This window comes from Bacteroides sp. 519 (assembly GCF_010500955.1).
Taxonomy (GTDB): Bacteria; Bacteroidota; Bacteroidia; order Bacteroidales; family Bacteroidaceae; genus Bacteroides.
On sequence record NZ_QVMJ01000047.1, the window covers coordinates 1 to 17,618 of the forward strand.

General features: G+C 38.0%; 15 protein-coding genes and 1 pseudogene. 3 read left to right on the forward strand and 13 right to left on the reverse strand.

Features of this window, described 5'->3' with window-relative positions; genetic code table 11:
• Positions 1–44: 44 nt before the first annotated feature.
• From D0T85_RS21210 to D0T85_RS21250, 9 genes and pseudogenes are all read right to left on the reverse strand, one after another.
• Positions 45–1,418 (reverse strand): annotated as a pseudogene (locus tag D0T85_RS21210) (BT4734/BF3469 family protein); the annotation flags it as partial.
• 333 nt (positions 1,419–1,751) lie between these two features.
• On the reverse strand, positions 1,752–2,189 hold the full coding sequence (locus D0T85_RS21215) for a DUF6078 family protein (protein WP_163215522.1): 438 nt from the start codon (positions 2,187–2,189) through the stop codon (positions 1,752–1,754).
• A 172-nt stretch (positions 2,190–2,361) separates the two neighbouring features.
• A complete protein-coding gene (locus tag D0T85_RS21220; RefSeq protein ID WP_163215523.1) occupies positions 2,362–3,558 on the reverse strand; it encodes a clostripain-related cysteine peptidase in 1,197 nt (398 codons plus the stop codon).
• A 25-nt stretch (positions 3,559–3,583) separates the two neighbouring features.
• Positions 3,584–3,982 (reverse strand): hypothetical protein, encoded by a 399-nt coding sequence (locus tag D0T85_RS21225; protein ID WP_163215524.1) that lies wholly within the window; start codon positions 3,980–3,982, stop codon positions 3,584–3,586.
• A 178-nt stretch (positions 3,983–4,160) separates the two neighbouring features.
• On the reverse strand, positions 4,161–5,021 hold the full coding sequence (locus D0T85_RS21230; RefSeq protein ID WP_163215525.1) for an RNA polymerase sigma factor RpoD/SigA: 861 nt from the start codon (positions 5,019–5,021) through the stop codon (positions 4,161–4,163).
• A gap of 152 nt (positions 5,022–5,173) precedes the next feature.
• Positions 5,174–6,694 (reverse strand): Do family serine endopeptidase, encoded by a 1,521-nt coding sequence (locus tag D0T85_RS21235; protein ID WP_163215526.1) that lies wholly within the window; start codon positions 6,692–6,694, stop codon positions 5,174–5,176.
• A 192-nt stretch (positions 6,695–6,886) separates the two neighbouring features.
• Positions 6,887–8,038: a dipeptide epimerase gene (locus D0T85_RS21240; RefSeq protein ID WP_163215527.1), complete on the reverse strand. Its 1,152-nt coding sequence runs from the start codon at positions 8,036–8,038 to the stop codon at positions 6,887–6,889.
• Positions 8,039–8,169: 131 nt separating this feature from the next.
• Entirely contained in the window at positions 8,170–9,372 is a 1,203-nt protein-coding gene (locus D0T85_RS21245) for an SH3 domain-containing C40 family peptidase (protein WP_163215528.1), read from the reverse strand.
• Positions 9,373–9,394: 22 nt separating this feature from the next.
• Positions 9,395–9,775, reverse strand: coding sequence for a hypothetical protein (locus D0T85_RS21250; RefSeq protein ID WP_163215529.1), 381 nt, complete (start codon positions 9,773–9,775; stop codon positions 9,395–9,397).
• Between the two features lie 101 nt (positions 9,776–9,876).
• Here D0T85_RS21250 and D0T85_RS21255 point away from each other — a divergent pair, with 101 nt between their 5' ends.
• From D0T85_RS21255 to D0T85_RS21265, 3 genes are all read left to right on the forward strand, one after another.
• Positions 9,877–10,227: a DUF2200 domain-containing protein gene (locus D0T85_RS21255; RefSeq protein ID WP_163215530.1), complete on the forward strand. Its 351-nt coding sequence runs from the start codon at positions 9,877–9,879 to the stop codon at positions 10,225–10,227.
• A 146-nt stretch (positions 10,228–10,373) separates the two neighbouring features.
• Positions 10,374–11,663, forward strand: a complete 1,290-nt coding sequence (gene tilS / locus D0T85_RS21260; protein ID WP_163215535.1) for a tRNA lysidine(34) synthetase TilS — start codon at positions 10,374–10,376, stop codon at positions 11,661–11,663.
• Between the two features lie 78 nt (positions 11,664–11,741).
• Positions 11,742–13,325 (forward strand): ATP-binding protein, encoded by a 1,584-nt coding sequence (locus D0T85_RS21265; RefSeq protein WP_370460027.1) that lies wholly within the window; start codon positions 11,742–11,744, stop codon positions 13,323–13,325.
• 225 nt (positions 13,326–13,550) lie between these two features.
• Here the strand turns inward: D0T85_RS21265 and D0T85_RS21270 are convergent, their stop codons facing one another.
• The 4 genes from D0T85_RS21270 to D0T85_RS21285 all read right to left on the reverse strand — a co-directional run bounded on the left by D0T85_RS21270 (position 13,551) and on the right by D0T85_RS21285 (position 17,539).
• Positions 13,551–14,705, reverse strand: coding sequence for a 6-bladed beta-propeller (locus tag D0T85_RS21270; RefSeq protein WP_163215531.1), 1,155 nt, complete (start codon positions 14,703–14,705; stop codon positions 13,551–13,553).
• A 65-nt stretch (positions 14,706–14,770) separates the two neighbouring features.
• Positions 14,771–15,607, reverse strand: a complete 837-nt coding sequence (locus D0T85_RS21275) for a glycosyltransferase (RefSeq protein WP_163215532.1) — start codon at positions 15,605–15,607, stop codon at positions 14,771–14,773.
• Positions 15,604–16,836 (reverse strand): glycosyltransferase, encoded by a 1,233-nt coding sequence (locus tag D0T85_RS21280; protein WP_163215533.1) that lies wholly within the window; start codon positions 16,834–16,836, stop codon positions 15,604–15,606. The genes D0T85_RS21275 and D0T85_RS21280 overlap by 4 nt, the downstream gene beginning before the upstream one ends.
• Positions 16,829–17,539 carry a hypothetical protein gene (locus tag D0T85_RS21285; RefSeq protein WP_203558549.1) on the reverse strand — a complete coding sequence of 237 codons (711 nt, stop codon included), beginning with the start codon at positions 17,537–17,539 and terminating at the stop codon, positions 16,829–16,831. The genes D0T85_RS21280 and D0T85_RS21285 overlap by 8 nt, the downstream gene beginning before the upstream one ends.
• Between the last annotated feature and the right edge of the window lie 79 nt (positions 17,540–17,618).

Sequence of the window (17,618 nt, forward strand, 5' to 3'; positions counted from 1 at the left end):
AAAGTAGTTTTCCGTTTCCCTCCCCCCCCCCCCAACAAGGGTTATTCTTTACTGCCAACCCGTTTTTCGGTATCGCCCCGCCAGTGTGCTACCATGTTAAGAAACCAACGGTGAAACAGCGCAGGCCAATGTGGATTGGCACAAAGAACAGTTTGTGCCAGCGGACCAATGCGATCTACTCCATCCCAACGCGAAAGGTTATAGAGATAATCTGTTAGCGGATTGAATATCGGCACCCGGTTGGAGTAAATATACCGATTTACATCCCTGTCCCACAATGGGATACCTTCGTGTTGGGCATCGATTGCAATGCTATTCATGGCACGTTTGTCGATAGGCAAAAAGCGAAAACGGAAAGAATGCCGTTCGCGATACTCTACATCGCCCACTTGTGTGTTGTAACGAAAATCGTAACGGCGCTTCATAAATTCGTCTATTTGCAAAGCCAATCGCTGTTCTTTGCTCATGGAGTCTTGTGTACCAAAACCCTTGTATTCCTGATAAACGCTACGCACTATCTGACGGACAACATCGCTTTTCAGCCGCATGTAATAATGATAACTTATGCGTTTAACCGTTTCTTCCTCGGGAATGCCGGAAAGGAAACAGTTCTCGGCCAAACGGGTAACTATGGGTTGCAGATCCTGGCCCATAGAAATTGCTCCGCTGTTCTCGGCTGCGGTTAGTTCGGTATATGTTTTCTGCACGGCGGCTTCGAACAGCATTATGCAGGCTTCTTCGGTTTCATATCCCGGAACGGCACGTTCCAGAGGCGACTTTTCGGCCTGTTTTGCTTCCTGATGCGTTTGTTCATCGGGCATTGAAACCGGTTGTGCCAAATAAAACTGAATAGAATCCGGACGATACATTGGTTCGGGATCGAAAGAAAGTCGCGAATATTGTTCCAGTTTGGGCTCCTTAAGCAATATATCGAAAGGTATTTGGGGTTGATAACACTTCACTGCCAATCGGTAAGCATGTGCATGAAAGGTTTCTGCCGATTCATAGGTGGTTGGAAGCGAATTATCGGGGCGGGTAAAAGTTGTCCATATCTTCACTGTCCGTCCACTCGAGCCGGTAAATACCAACCGTGTTTGCGGCTGATCCCATGCAATACGCTTTACAAGTGCAATTTCTGCTTTACCCGATAAGGGACCAACAGTTAACTCTATTATACCATTATATGCTTTCAACTGCTTTTGGTTATTTACTTTGCGAAATTCTGCCGCAGGCAATATCCGGGGCGGCTTGTGTTCCTCATCAATAGACATATCGGGTAATATACCTTTCAGTTGTTCGCGAAAACCGGAAACGGGCTGTGCCTTGGTTTCTGTCTTTATTTTTTGCACAAAGGTGTTGATATCCATTGTGCTTAGTGTTGTACCTGTATCGGTATATCTCTGTTGAGTGATCTTCATAACATATTAGTTTTATATAATTTTTTACCAATGAAACAAGTTGTTTTCTATATAGGAAACTACTTGTTTTCTACATAGAAAACAACTCGTATTCTACATAGGAAACAACTGGTTTCCTACCGAGAAACAATTGGTTTCCTACCGTGAAACGGTTGACTTTCTACCATGAAACGGTTGGAATTGTACCGAGATTTGCGCGTGACGACAAAATTTTCGTCACGCATTCAACACGGGGTTTCGTCACGCCCTAACGTCCTTTCAATCAAGCGAATAGCCACGCTCCGTGTTGAATGACGAGTAAAATACGAAAATTAAAACTTGTGTAGAGGGTTTTTATCCAAAATAATATTCGTCAGTGTATCTTTCAAACTCCGGTCCCTTCTCAATGCCATTCTTATGAAATAATTGCCGGATGTACTCCTGTTCTTCGGGGAGTAACCCACGTTCGGACCGGTAGATGCGGTAATAGATGTTTCTTCCAAAGTAGCTAATTAGTTGTTTTCGCATAATGCTACCGTCTTTGTAGGGCACATTATCTAATAGGTGCCTGATGCCCCAGGCCAGCCGCACTTTACTAACGCTCTTAAAAAAAGGGCAATTGGCAACATTATTGGGGATGCACTTTGGGTTTACAATACATAGGCTAGGGTATTGCGATGTGCTGTTTTGTGCAACCAGATAGCGCATACATTGGTTTTTACGACTACATTGTTCATTAAAACAATGGTTATAATTGGCGGGTACTGATTGATAGTCGAATTTGTTTTCCATAAGTCTGTAATTAGTAATACAAATATAAGAGTTTTATCAACCTTACATCCTATCTTTTGCAAAAATAACAATCAAAATGATTCAATTCCTTTTTATTCTATTAAATAAAACACCCTCTTTATCCCAAGAAGGGAGAAAGAGGGCGAGTAAGGGAGATAATTAATTCAGAATTTTACCAGCCTGCGTTTTTCCAACCACCATCAGTATACCAATCAAAGGAACGATAGAAAGAAAGCGTGGTTCCTATCAAACTACCATCTGGCACATAAATGGATATTCCACTTGCATCAGTCATATCAAAAAATCCTTTTCTTTGCGAATAGTTTTTATCAGTAGTTTGAAAATAAGGTTGAACTTTATCAAAAGCCAAACGCCATTCATTATATTGTTCATTCTCTCCAGTAACAAGTTTCATCAAGCCATCAAAATCATAATAATTACGATTGCTACCATCATAAAAAAGAACTGATGACATATTTACAGTTTTTCTGTTTGCCATATGTTCTCCTAGAATGTTATTGGTGATGGCAGCAAATGCTTCTAGTTCTGATGTTTTAATAACAGAAACAGAAACGCCATATTGCCAATTTGCAAGTTGACCATCCTTATAATACAAGCCTTCATATTCTTTGTAATAATCAAAATATCCGCTGGCAAGATGTATTGCTGCTTCCTCTTTAGCATCAAACATATATGGAACCACCTTTTGATAGGGTGCTCCTGGTCCTGGTATTTCCGTTGGTGAGCTTACTATATAATCAGTACAATTACGCAACTCATAAGCAACTTCAATTGCTTGCATATAGCATGCATCAAAGAAGATAAAGTTAAAACGCGGAAACGCTTCTAATATTTCACGTAAATCAGTAATATTCATATTTGTTCCCTGATGATCGCCAAACCAACGGGCATTTGCAGAGTTCTGGGCTTCTACCCAACCTTCGGCATGCGATGCCATAACCAAACCATAATCTTTGGCCGGATATTCATCTATTACTTGGTTCAGTATTGATGTCATTACGTTTTTATCCAATGGATTTTGTGCTTCATAGGTTTTTACTGTATCTACAATAACTTCGCCAACACCATTTTTTTGCAAATACATCAAACGGGGTACATCACTTCTGGGGTCGCAATAAACCAAAAAGTTATTAGTTCTATCATCCACTCCTACCATTCCTTCAACCATCTCTCTGAAATCGTCTCTGATTAAACTACTGAGGTTATTATCAGCAACTAAATAAGCCAGTACAGTTCGTTCTGCCATAGCTGGTGGACCAGGCGGTGGGGCTATAGGGTCAGGTTTATCATCATCGCATGAGGTAACAAATGTTATCAACATGGATAAAACAAAAAATATTTTCTTCATTCAAACGCTCCTTTCTCTCTTTAAATTATTCCTGAGGTTTCGTAAATTCAAACTCATCAGAGGTTATTAATTGCAAACTAGTTTCTTTATTCTTTTTATACTTATTCAAAATCTTAGTTCTTTCTTTATCTAATTTTGCCTGATCTTCAGAGAAATAGATCATGCAGGTTCTGTTCTTCTCTCCTTTTTGGTATTCCAAATAGTTTTTCAACTGATAAGTATATAGTTCCCTTTGGGGCAAAAAGCCCTGTTTAGTAAGAGTCACGCTATCAAGCATCTGAATATTTGTATAATAAACAACGTCATCTGTAAACGAAGTTGAAACTCCAAATGCATATACTTGTTCTTTTTCTTTCTTCAAAGTAAAGGCAGATAACACTACAGTTACTAATACTAGCGAAAGGGCTAATTTAATGAATTTCATATATTTACTTTTTTAATATTTTGGTTCGCAAAGGTAAATATAATGTGCCGATATGTCAATGTGAAAATATGCAAATGTTGTTAATGTGTCCATTCTTAAGTACTGACAACGAAAAAACCGACCCATCACGATGATAAGCCGGTTACAATTTCTTTTTTTCGGAAATCAATATTCTTATTTATCCTAAATAAGATTTGAGCAGTTTGCTACGATTACTTTGTCTTAATCTTCTAATTGCTTTTTCTTTAATCTGACGAACGCGCTCACGTGTGAGGCCAAATTTATCGCCGATTTCTTCAAGTGTCATTTCTTGTTGTCCGATACCGAAAAACATTTGGATAATATCCTTTTCCCTCTCGGTTAACGTAGAAAGAGCCCTATCAATTTCCCTCGCAAGTGATTCATTAACAAGAGAGCGGTCGGCCATTGGAGAGTCGTCGTTTACCAACACATCCAATAAACTGTTGTCTTCACCTTCTACAAAGGGGGCATCTACCGAGATATGACGTCCAGACACTTTCAATGTATCGGAAATCTTATCTACCGGAATGTCAAGCTCATCGGCTAGTTCTTCCGGCGACGGACGGCGTTCGTTTTCCTGTTCGAATTTAGAAAAGGCTTTGCTAATTTTATTGAGCGAACCTACCTGGTTCAATGGAAGACGAACAATCCTCGACTGTTCTGCCAATGCTTGTAGAATGGACTGACGAATCCACCATACCGCATAACTGATAAATTTAAATCCACGTGTTTCATCAAACTTTTCGGCAGCCTTGATCAATCCTAAATTACCCTCGTTAATTAAGTCGGGCAAACTCAAACCTTGGTTCTGGTATTGCTTGGCTACAGATACAACGAAACGAAGATTGGCACGTGTCAATTTCTCTAACGCTACACGGTCACCCTTACGGATACGTTGAGCGAGTTCTACCTCTTCTTCTACAGTAATCAGATCTTCTCGACCTATTTCCTGTAAATACTTATCAAGAGAAGCGCTCTCTCTGTTAGTGATACTTTTAGTAATCTTTAGTTGTCTCATTCTTTAAAAACAGATTTGGAGTGCAAAGTTAGCACAATTTATTGGTTTTGAACCTAAATATTTGAAATATTTAAGTAGTGAGTAATGAGTTATGAGTTTTGAGTAACGATGCCGCATGGACTCATAACTCACTACTCATAACTCACTACTTATTACTCCTGCACTAAATCTACAGCGTAATTGGCGCGTCTGCCTGATGGATAAACTCCTGAAAGGAATAATACCTGATCTGTTTCGGGCGATTTAACTGCTAAGTTAAATACTTCTTCAAGATCTTTCAGTGAACGGATAGTACGTCCGTTGGCTTTTTGTATTATAAATCCTTTACGAATTCCGGCATCCGACATTTTTCCTGATTCAACTCCTGATACCTGAATACCTGTATTCAAACGAAGTTGTTTCTTTAAATCATCTGACAATTCCTGGAAGGCAGCTCCTAGAGTTTCCATACCTGTAGGTTTCACTACTTTTGTTGTTCCCTGTTCGTTCTTCAAGGTGATTTCAACTGTTCTCTCCTTTTTATCACGAACCAGTTTCACTTTTACTTTATCACCGGGGCGATGTCTTGCAAGAGCTTCCTGTAAGTCGGCCATACTCTTCACTGATCTGCCGTCTAACCCGATAATTACATCATCTACCTTAATATCAGCTCCATCGGCCGATCCTCCATCAACAATTTCGGATATATAAACTCCTTCGTTTACACCAAAATCTTTATCTTTTTTCTTATACTCATCACTTTGACGATAATCAGAGAATGAACCTCCTTTTATACCTAACAGTGCACGTTGAACTGTACCGAATTGTTTGAGGTCGCCCACAACTTTGGTCATAATACTTGTAGGAATAGCAAAACCATATCCCGCATAAGCACCGGTTGGTGATGATAATACCGCATTGATACCAATCAACTCGCCTTTAGCATTTACAAGTGCACCACCACTATTACCTCTGTTAATAGCAGCATCGGTTTGAATAAACGACTCTACTCCACCACTATATACTCCCAATGAACGGGCTTTTGCACTAACAATACCGGCAGTTACTGTCGATGTCAGGTTGAAAGGGTTACCAACGGCCAATACCCACTCGCCTACTTTAAGTGCATCGGAGTCGCCGATAGGAATAGTTGGAAAACTATCACCTTCAATTTTCACTAATGCAAGGTCGGTAGCAGGGTCGGTACCAATTACCCGACCGGCATATACACTGTTATCATTTAATTTCACGCTTATTTCGTCGGCATTTTCAATAACATGGTTATTAGTGACAATATATCCGTCTTTAGATATAATTACTCCCGAACCAAAACCTACTCTTGGCTGCGTTTGTACCTGACGTTGACGTCCTGAAGGGTCGCCAAAAAAGAAATCAAAAAGGTCGGGTGCTTGTTGTATGGTTTTTGTTTTTGATAATTCTGTTGATGTTATATGTACTACAGCATGCACCGAATTTTCAGCCGCTAATGTAAAATCTACCGGACCTGCATCTACAGCATTAAATCCTGCCAGTTTTACATCCGGGTTTTGTCGAAACATGTCGTTGTATGAGGTTGCCGTCAATTCTTTATCACCAGATTGTTTCATTATTGTATAAGTAGTCAATCCGGCAACGCCAGAGCTTAATAAAGCAATGAGGCATACCACAAAAATGTTTTTTGTTGCTCGTTTCATATTTTCCTATTTAAATTGTTAATATTCTATTTACTTTTAACATTCTGACGTTAAAATAACAACAAATATCATTCTCTTAATTTGATTGTCATTGTTTTTTGTCCTCTTTTAACAGAGAATACAAGTAGCTTAACAGCACTTAACGAGAGCAACTGACAAATTTACATTCCTTGTGACAATATGCATTGTTTGTCAGTCTAACTTCTGAACACCTATACCGGGCAAATTGTTTAGTGTAATCTTTCCATTAACTACTGTTGCTCCTTTAAACAAATCATTGGTTATCAAAAGATTGCCATCTAAATCCGCAAAATCAACTCCGGGCGACAATTGAGCGGCTGCCGATATAGCACATGATGTTTCCGTCATACAGCCAATCATGACTTTTAATCCTAAAGCACGCCCCAATGTTATCATCTTCCAAGCCTCACGCATGCCAGTGCATTTCATCAGTTTAATATTTATTCCTGAAAAGGCCCCGCTTAGCTGGGAGATATCAGTCAACCGTTGTAAAGATTCATCCGCAAACACTGGTAGAGGACTCTGCCCGGTTACCCAAGCAATATCATCTAATTGATCTTTTGGCATGGGCTGTTCTATCATTACAATTCCTTTATCTTTCAGCCAGTGAATCATGTCGATAGCATAATATTTATCTTTCCATCCTTGGTTAGCATCAACCGCAATTGGTAAGTTGCTTACCGAACGTATGGTTTCAATCATCTCCTTATCATTGTCTCTTCCAAGTTTCACTTTTAATATATTGAAATCGGAAGCTACTTCCTTAGTTTTTTCACGAACAACATCCGGAGTATCCATACCAATAGTAAATGTGGTTGATGGAGTTTCGTCCTTATTCAGCCCCCAAATTCTATACCAAGGTGCATCTAATAGTTTCCCCACTAAATCGTGCAAAGCTATATCTACTGATGCCTTAGCAGCAGTATTGCCAGGCATAATTTTATCAATATACGCCAATATGTCTTCCAATTGAAAAGGATCTGCAAATTGTTCCAGATTAACTTGGCTGAGGAAATGGGTTACCGATTCTATCGATTCGCCCAAATATGGAGGCATTGAGGCTTCACCGTATCCGATTATTCCGTCGTATTCTATTTCAACCTGTATGTTGGGGGTAGTAGTACGCGAATATGTAGCCACGGTAAAAACGTGTTTCAGTTTCAGCTCATAGGGTCTGAAACTTAATTTCATTCGGGGTATATGGTTTTTCCTGTTTATATTAAATGTTGTGGGTGTGGCGGCAGCAATGTCACTAATCAAGACCGAGGTTCCAAGCACTCCAAAACCTACAGTCTTTATGAATTTTCTTCTATCTTGATTCATTCTTGATACTATTTTTGAAACGCAGATTAACGCGGATTAACGCAGATTTAAAATAATTCAATTAAGAATCTGTGTTAATCCGCGTTAATCTGCGTTTCTATTCTATTTAGACAACTTATTGCATAAAAGGTTTAATAATACGGATTCGTCAATGTTGTATTGATCTCCGGTTCTTTATTTACGACATCTAAAATACGGGTGGCAAAGAGTAAACGGTTCAGATTAAATTCATCAAACGCAACATCATCTTTATCAAAACTACCAATCCTAACATCTCCCTGCGAATGAATAAATTTCTTATCACCTATATAAATTCCTACATGTACCACCCGTTCTTTACTTTCGGCAGTGGCTTTACGCCCAAAGAAAATAAGATCACCTGCCATCAGGTTACCAAAATCCTGATTAATTTCTATTCTTTTTCCTACATAAGCCTGTTGTGAGGCATCTCTGGGAATAATAATATCGTGCATATAGAGCACATTACGTACAAAACCGCTACAGTCCATTCCCTTCGATGAGGTTCCTGCCCAAAGATACGGTACGCCCATTAGTGTATAAGCAGTGTTAAGGATACTTGTTGCATCTTGTTTTAAATCAATACGCCAGTCTTTTTCTTTTTTGGCAATTAACTTTGAAACATACCCTTTTCTGCCATCAGGATAGATTACCTTATAATAGTTCCCCTCCTCTCCATTATACTGGAAGCGATTTCCGGCAACAACATCGGATACTACTTCGAACGCAGTTTGGGTTTTCTTGTCTATGTTTTTATATGCAAATCCATAGTGATTGGTAACTACAATTTTTTCTGAAGCATTCCAGGCATTGTATTCTTCGAGAGTCATTGGCTCAATTCCTGCACGATGCACCCAGGCAATATAATTATCCGGTGTTTGAATACGATACCAGTTTTCATAATCCAATATGTGTACAGGCATTCCAAGTACTGCTTGTGTTACCATTTCGGACGAGAAATCTGCTTTGTTATGCAAATTAGCAACCGACAGATTCACAATGCCATATATTTCATTGTCTAGTTTATTGCGATCGGGTAAAACAGATATACTGTCGGTTACCTGATAATCTGCCTGAGTCAGTTTTTCTTTCAACAGACTTAATGCTTGGGCTGAGGTTGTTTGTCCTTTCAGCACAATGTTTTTATCAGAAACATTCAATCCAATGTCAAAGACCCCTACCCTTTTGTCGGGTATATATGTTTGACGCACTTCTTCGGATATTTGTTTCACTTGTTCGGGAATATTTTTATTGTCAGGGGATTGACAGGAACAAACAGTGAGTGCTAAAATGATACTGATTGAAAAATACTTCATAGTTATTTGTTTTAAATAATATTTATTGAAACATATAATTGAGCCAATAATAAGGATCAAAAGTAGTTTTTTGAGAAAATAAATCTAAAGTCTCTTGTTTCCATCTTTTCACTTCGACAGAAGTATTGTTACTTACCATACCAATTAATTTAAGAATCCTACTTTTTTTATTCTCATCTTTTATCGATTCATTAAAATAAATTCCAACCAAATAATAGAGAGAATGAACAAAGAAGCCTCGCTTTTGACAAGTAACCTCATTGGCCAAATTTAAAATAAGTTCGTCATTATTTCCATTCAACACATAGTAATCCCAATCAGAAACAGGCCACTTATCTGCTTCATCATTGACCCAAGCTAGAATATCAATTTTATCTGGATTATATATATCTTTTAATTTCATCTTTTGAAACGAAATGCAACTTTAATCGATGGTTGTAATAGCAAATTTACAAAAAAAGAATAAAAACATCTATCTTTGTCATATTAAAGATATCGAACAGCATGGACTATTCAAGAATATTCAAGATGCCTTTTGCAAATGTATACCCAATGTATATACAAAAGGCAGAAAAGAAAAACCGTACAAAAGATGAAGTGAATGAAATTATATTCTGGTTAACCGGATATGATAAAGACACACTACAACAACACATAGATACCGGGAGCGATTTTGAAACCTTTTTTATGCAAGCGCCTCAAATTAATCCCAATGCTTCTAAAATTACCGGATCAATTTGTGGCTACCGGGTAGAAGAGATCGAGAACGAACTTATGCAAAAGATTCGCTATCTGGATAAGCTGGTAGACGAGCTGGCTAAAGGAAAAACATTGGAAAAGATTCTTAGAAAATAAAAACTGCTCACATGAATTTTATACTCATCTTATATTTTTCTATTACTATTATTATTGCAACTAGCGCGGTGGTAAGTATTATAAAGAAGACCAATAAAACGAAACAACTGATGAAAGAAGGCAACTTTGTAAGTCTTTATAACCTTATAATAAAGAATATTGTTTCTAAATTCATCGAAAAAAAACAATTAATACAACCTGATGATAAAGTATTGGTAGCATTAAGTGGTGGTGCCGATTCGGTAGCATTGTTACACATCCTTATTTCATTAAATTATAAATGCGAGGCAGCACACTGCAATTTCAAGTTGAGGGAAAAAGAATCGGATAGAGACGAGGAATTTGTACGCCAATTATGCAAATCGCTGAATATACCACTTCATGTTATTCATTTTGATACAATAGAATATGCGGCAGAGAAAAAAATCTCTATCGAAATGGCTGCGCGCGAATTAAGATACGAATGGTTTGCAAATGTAAAACAAGAATGTGGGGCAGCAGTTATTGCAATTGCTCATCATCAGGACGATAGCGTTGAAACCATATTACTGAACCTCATTCGTGGAACTGGCATAAACGGACTGTTGGGAATCCGCCCCTTGAATGGAGATATTGTACGCCCATTACTGGGTATCAGTCGTAATGAAATTATCCAGTATCTTGAAGAAGAGAAGATAGATTATATAACTGATAGCACCAACCTGTCCGATGCATATACACGTAATAAAATCAGGTTGAAGATTATCCCTGAAATGCAGAAAATAAACCCTTCGGTAAGGTATAGTATTCTTAGTACTGCCGATCATCTGCAAGACACTGCTCTTATTTATAATGCATGGGTAACCGAAGCTAAGAAACGGGTATTGACAAAAGATGGTATTCGCATTGAAAATCTTTTAAAAGAGGCATCACCCAAAACGTTGTTGTTCGACATTCTGTATCCACTGGGGTTTAATTCAACTCAATTAGATGATATCTTTCAATCGTTCGCAGGGCAACCGGGCAAACAGTTTATTAGTTCTACCGGACATCGGGTGGTGAAAGACCGCACAATTTTGCTTATCGACAATACATCTGATGCAAATGCCAATACTCCACCTTTTGAACTACAGATGGAAAAGATGCCTTACTCTTCTTCCTTTGTTATTCCGCGTGATAAAGATACTGCTTGCTTTGATGCAGACAAGATTACCCAACCGCTTACTACCCGTAAATGGAAGCATGGCGACTCTTTTGTGCCTTTCGGCATGAAATCCAGAAAACTGTTAAGCAACTACATGACCGACCGGAAGTTCTCACTGATTGCAAAAGAAAACCAGTGGGTACTGTGCAGTGGTGATGATATTGTTTGGCTGATTGGCGAACGAACAGATAACCGGTTCAGGGTAGATGATGATACTAAAGAGGTGTTGGTTATTCATATTTTACCAATATAATTTCCATGAAGGCCCTGGGCCGCTCTTTCATCTTTCAACTATTTATAACTATCTTTGTTCTTTATAATAAATAACAATATGGATATGAACCCTATAGACTACTCTGCCCCATTCCGCCGCTACCCCATTGGCATACAAAGTTTCGAAAAGCTACGTAGTGAAGGTTACCTGTATATCGACAAGACCGAGCAGATGTACCGGCTCATCCGCATGGGAAACCCCTACTTCTTCTCGCGGCCACGCCGGTTCGGCAAGAGTCTGATGCTCTCCACCCTCGAAGCCTACTATCTGGGGAAGAAAGAACTGTTCGAAGGATTGTTCATCCAAACGGTGGAGAAGGACTGGAAAACATACCCCGTATTGCACCTTGATCTTAATGCCGAAAAGTACGAAACGGTGGAAGACCTGCAAAGCATATTGGAAGAACAACTCATGAACTGGGAAGAACAGTACGGTTCAAAGAGTCCAACTGACTCCTATTCCATGCGTTTCATGAATGTTATCAGGAGTGCTTACGAAAAGACCGGCCTCCGCGTGGTGATTCTCATCGACGAGTACGACAAGCCTCTATTGCGTGCCATGCACGACGAAGCATTACAAACCCGCTATCGTAACCTGCTCACGGCCTTCTATACCGTATTGAAAAGTGCCGACAAGTGGTTGCAATTTGTCTTCATCACTGGTGTCACCAAGTTTGCACAGGTAGGCATATTCAGTAACCTTAACCAACTGATGGATATCAGTTTCGATCCTCGCTTTGCCGACCTCTGTGGGTTGACCCAGCGGGAAATCGAAGATAACTGTGTGCCCGAACTTGAAGCATTGGCCGCTGCCAACAACATTTCTCGCGAAGAAGCTGTAGCCGAACTGGCACGTATGTACGACGGATACCACTTCAGCTACCGCAACATGATTGGCATGTTCAACCCTTTTAGTGTACTCAAAGCACTCTCTACCCACATGTACGAAAGGTACTGGTTTGCTAGTGGTACACCCACCTTCCTAGCCGAGATGCTGAAGCAAACCGACTTCGACCTCCGCGAACTGGATGGCATACAAGTACCTGCTGCTTCGTTAACCGATGACCGGGCGGATATAAACAACCCCGTGCCGATAATCTACCAAAGCGGGTATCTCACCATCAAAAAGTATGACGAACGATTTCAGGTGTACACTCTGGGGTATCCCAACGAAGAGGTGAAGTATGGATTCCTCAACTTCGTAACCCCATTCTATACCCCGATACAGGAGAAGAATGCTCCTTTCTATATCGGGCAGTTTGTGGACGAGTTGGAAAAAGGTGAAGCCGAGGCTTTCCTCACCCGTTTGCGTGCTTTCTTTGCCGATTTTCCCTACGAGCTCAATAACAAGACTGAACGTCACTACCAAGTGGTGTTCTACCTGGTGTTCAAACTCATGGGCCAGTTCACCGATGCCGAAGTGCAGAGTGCCCGTGGACGCGCCGATGCCGTGGTAAAAACCAAAGATTACATCTATGTGTTCGAGTTCAAACTCGACGGAACCGCGCAAATGGCACTGCAACAGATTGACGATAAGGGTTACCTTATTCCCTATACTGCCGATGGGCGCCAGCTCATCAAGATAGGTGTGAGTTTCGACAGCCAGGAACGTAACCTGGGAGAGTGGGAGATTGTGGTTTAATAACTAACCTGTATTATTCATGTTTCAATTGGGTTCAAATCAGAGAGGAAATGAATTAAAACACAGAGACACAGAAACACGGAGCTTTTCCTTGTGCTGAACACAGAGGCTTCGCTTTTGTCGTACAAAACTCCGTGTTCAGCACAAGGAAAAGCTCCGTGTTTCTGTGGCTCTGTGTTTTTATTTTAGTTCAACTCAGCCTCTAACTGAACCAATCGAAGTTGATTACTGCTTATATTTTACCAACATAATCACTGGATTTGACTCCTCATTCAATCCAGCTGCAATTTCTTTCAGTTCCCCTTTCAAACCATCACTTTCATATGCCTCAATCAACTTGTTAGCAGCTAAATTTTGGTAAGTTGCAATTACACCATTATTTATTGGATTCGAAATCATATTTACTTTTTGTTCTTTTACATAATCACCATTAAGTACAGTAGCATTAAACACTGCATTCTCCTCTTTATCGTACATTAAACCTGTGGTTGGAAATCCTCTGCCTGTTGTAAAATCGAATACTTTTTTCACAGTTTCCATGAAATAAAAACGATCGGTAATAGTTCCCATAGTAAGTAATATTTCAGGATCATTAGAAGGAGTTCTTACTACAAATGGCTTTAGTTTATTCTCCACAGGTACATAAGCATACACTGTGTCGGACGATGTTTCAACAAGCAACCATTTGTTTCCACATGGAATTATTGAGCGTACAGGAGCCACTGCAATTCCATCACCTTTTTGCACAAACGGTGCTTTTACTACATCAAAAGGTATTGAGATATTCCGGGTTATGCTTCCATCGTGTTTCGATATAATTATATGATAAGACTGATTCCCTCTGCTCTCTCCTTCTTTATAATATATCGACATATCATAACAAATCAAATTATCCTTATCATAGTTGAACACTTCTAAATATTCAGTGCCCTCTGCATGGTTTAAACGCCGTTTAAAGTTTCCTGATAAATCATACACTAATATTTGTTTGGTTGGAGTACAGTTAACAAACATTTCATCATTATCTTCATCCAAAACAATTCCATTAATAAAAGTATATTCTTCGGCTCCTTGCCCTCTTCGGTTTATCTTTCTCAATCCTTTACCACTTTTGCGGTCAAACACAAAAATAGTTCCATCATTAATCCAGTTTTTCACTAATATGCATTTATTACCTATTGCTTTCACATCGCCTTGGGTAATAAATTCATCATTTGTTTCTAATGCAATGTATTCTACATTCATAAAGTTTTGAAGAACCAGTTCTTTCTGAGGATAACTTGCTGCTACATCTATTGTGATTAGATTGTTATGGGGACTAGATTGTTTACATCCTGTTATAATAAGTAGGATAATTGTAATTAGGGTTACTTTTTTCATTGTATTAATTTATAGGTAAAGAATATTGGGGTACAAGTTACAAAATAATAACTTACTCTACATGCTTATCCTCTTTTTATAGGTTCTGCAAGTTTCGATTTAAAGACCTGATAAACGATTTGCAGAAAAATATCCCTACTCACTTTATTCGCATTAACCAAATCTATCAATGAGTTTAAAAACGCTGTATATATTTCATCTTCATTTGCTAGTTTCTCCATTATTTGTTCGGCATATTCTAATTGTATTTTGTGAGTCGAAACTATCATTTCTTCCTTGTGATTATTAGTCACCTGCTGCCTCGACACACGGTAACGAAGCAACACCTCTGGTATATTAGCAAAACAACAACCTTGAAGAACCAAATCTGTCCACAATTTATAGTCTTCTGCACAAGGATAGCCATGTGCATATAGTTCGCTTGATTTCAAAATACTCTTACGCAGAATAATTGTGGGATGAAACATTGTGTTATGAAGTAGTAAAGTAGTTATTATCTCTTCATTTTTCGTTGAGGTTTTCCAAATGCCCGTTCTCTCTCCAAAAGTTTCCATCCAAGAACCACAAACATCTACTTCCGGATGCGCTTCCATAAAATCCCATTGAGTTTGCAAGCGGTGAGGCAACATTATGTCATCGGCATCCATTCGGGCAATATATTTGCCAGAAGATGCTTTTATACCTGCGTTTAAGGAGGCAATAAAATTATGTGAACATGATAGTAAATGTATACGAGAATCAGAATAAGATTCTACAATGGAACGGCTTTGATCTGTTGACCCGTCATCCACAACTATTAGTTCCCAATTAGAGAATGTTTGAGATAAGATGCTATCTATTGAGTTAGTGAGATAAGACTCGGCATTGTAAATGGGAAGGAGTATTGATACTTGGGGGCTCATTTTATTAGTGTAATTTTTTTAATCAAGTTGATATATTGTTTTTTCATAAATCTTATCTCATATTTTTCTTCATATAACTTCCTTACATTTCTAGCCAATTCCTCCCTTAATTCTGATGAATCTAACAATTCTAAAATATTATAGCTTATATTTTGTTGAAATTCTTTCGTGTGCTGTTTTCCAATGTGTGCTATTTTGGCATTCACTCCATCCTGAAACAGATTCCTTATTCCAAAGCCATCGGAAGCAATTATTGGCAATCCATACATCATCATCTCAATAGCAGTATAACTGCATTGCTCATTGTACGAAGGAATAATTCCTATATCGGCTATAAGCAACCACTTTTGAACCATTGTTTTATTTAACCGTCCAGTAAAAATAAAAGAATTCGCATTAGATGAAGTTTTTTCGAGAATTCCCGACATAGAATCTTCATTACTTCCTACAAATACAAGTTTAACATGTGGATAAGATTGTAAAACAAGTTTCATGGCACCAATTAAATCAAATATACCTTTTTGCTTAGTCAGTCTACCAATGAACAATATCACCTTATTATTTTCTTGTAAATGGAACTCTTCTCTTATTTTATTTTTTGATTGAATTGTTTTTCGATATAAGTTGCGATGCCCATTAGGGATATATTCTATTTTAATGTGAGGAATTTGGTATATTTCTTTTAAAGTTTGGCAAGTATCCTGACAAAGACATATTATCTTATCTACTAAAGCATATGTTTGTTTGTCTTCTTTGTATAAATGCCATATAGGATCTTTCATAACATCTTCATTCACTTTCCAAGTCTTGACTCTCCTGCTGTATGCATTTACATTTCCCAGAAATGGCTTTGTCCAAGAAAAATCATGGATAACATAACATAGTTTCGATAACGGAAAGTCTCTTTTTATAAACCTAATGAACTTACTGCAAGGAGCATGATTAATAAAATAAATATTATGAGAATCATCTTTAATATACAGACTTAAAAGTTTACTAACTATATAGCCTAAATCTAAAAAATATTTATTCTCAAGTTCTGGAAATAAATATTTTTTTAGTCCCTTTTCTGTAACTATTTCAAATTCATCAACTTCTGCATTAAAAACAATCAGATTTATATTCCAGCTAACATTATTCAAACAATGCAATAATTCTTTAACATATGTGCCAATGCCATTATTGCAGGAACTAAGATATTCATCAAAAATAAAAATATTCTTATTCATATTTTTTATTTTCTCCCATCAAATGTAAAAGAATCCCAGCTAATCCATTAGTTAGACCTAAAGGATATGACACAATTTTTTCGGGTAAATTTGCAGGCACAAATGCAAAATCCAGTAATTGTAAACTATAATTTTCCACCTTACCTTTTTCAAAAAACAAACAATAAGTATTAAGTAAACATTCTAAGTTCTTGCTATGGGTTTCCTTTTTCAATCTCTTGCAAGTTTCATACATATTCTCATAATATCTATTATCAAAAGGCAAATCGCATTTTTGTTTTTGTGCATTTTGTGTATGAAATATAATGTAATGCAATAAACCCTCAATGCCATTTTTTAGTGACGTATCAATGATATATAGAGGGTTCATTTGCATAATTTCCCTATCAATTTCTTCACAAATTTCAACTCCAACCCCTTCTGCCAACTGATTGTTTAATAGATACTCAATACCCCATCCGATACCTGATAAGCCTTTATCAAACGAAAAAGAAAGACCTCTTGGAATATTTGTCATTAAATGATCCAACAATTCAAATGAAAAATCAGCAATAACAGGTTCTTTATTTACTTTGGAGTATTCTAACATAGCCAGTATTACTCCCATTTTGCCTTCCATTAATCCTACATCATCTAAAAAATAAGATTTCAACATCAGCATATGGATAATTCTTTCCGAAATATTAACCCAACTTTCACTCATCACCATCATATTTCCTGCATCACTGACATCTGAGGGTCATTCTGGTGGCGGCTGTGTCCTACAGATTTTTATTTTCTTG

Bases quoted from the DNA above. Each gene is read 5' to 3' on its own strand.
- D0T85_RS21215 (WP_163215522.1), bottom strand. From the start codon at position 2,189: ATGGAAAACAAATTCGACTATCAATCAGTACCCGCCAATTATAACCAT.
- D0T85_RS21220 (WP_163215523.1), bottom strand. From the start codon at position 3,558: ATGAAGAAAATATTTTTTGTTTTATCCATGTTGATAACATTTGTTACC.
- D0T85_RS21225 (WP_163215524.1), bottom strand. From the start codon at position 3,982: ATGAAATTCATTAAATTAGCCCTTTCGCTAGTATTAGTAACTGTAGTG.
- D0T85_RS21230 (WP_163215525.1), bottom strand. From the start codon at position 5,021: ATGAGACAACTAAAGATTACTAAAAGTATCACTAACAGAGAGAGCGCT.
- D0T85_RS21235 (WP_163215526.1), bottom strand. From the start codon at position 6,694: ATGAAACGAGCAACAAAAAACATTTTTGTGGTATGCCTCATTGCTTTA.
- D0T85_RS21240 (WP_163215527.1), bottom strand. From the start codon at position 8,038: ATGAATCAAGATAGAAGAAAATTCATAAAGACTGTAGGTTTTGGAGTG.
- D0T85_RS21245 (WP_163215528.1), bottom strand. From the start codon at position 9,372: ATGAAGTATTTTTCAATCAGTATCATTTTAGCACTCACTGTTTGTTCC.
- D0T85_RS21250 (WP_163215529.1), bottom strand. From the start codon at position 9,775: ATGAAATTAAAAGATATATATAATCCAGATAAAATTGATATTCTAGCT.
- D0T85_RS21255 (WP_163215530.1), top strand. From the start codon at position 9,877: ATGGACTATTCAAGAATATTCAAGATGCCTTTTGCAAATGTATACCCA.
- D0T85_RS21265 (WP_370460027.1), top strand. From the start codon at position 11,742: ATGGATATGAACCCTATAGACTACTCTGCCCCATTCCGCCGCTACCCC.
- D0T85_RS21270 (WP_163215531.1), bottom strand. From the start codon at position 14,705: ATGAAAAAAGTAACCCTAATTACAATTATCCTACTTATTATAACAGGA.
- D0T85_RS21275 (WP_163215532.1), bottom strand. From the start codon at position 15,607: ATGAGCCCCCAAGTATCAATACTCCTTCCCATTTACAATGCCGAGTCT.
- D0T85_RS21280 (WP_163215533.1), bottom strand. From the start codon at position 16,836: ATGAATAAGAATATTTTTATTTTTGATGAATATCTTAGTTCCTGCAAT.
- D0T85_RS21285 (WP_203558549.1), bottom strand. From the start codon at position 17,539: ATGAGTGAAAGTTGGGTTAATATTTCGGAAAGAATTATCCATATGCTG.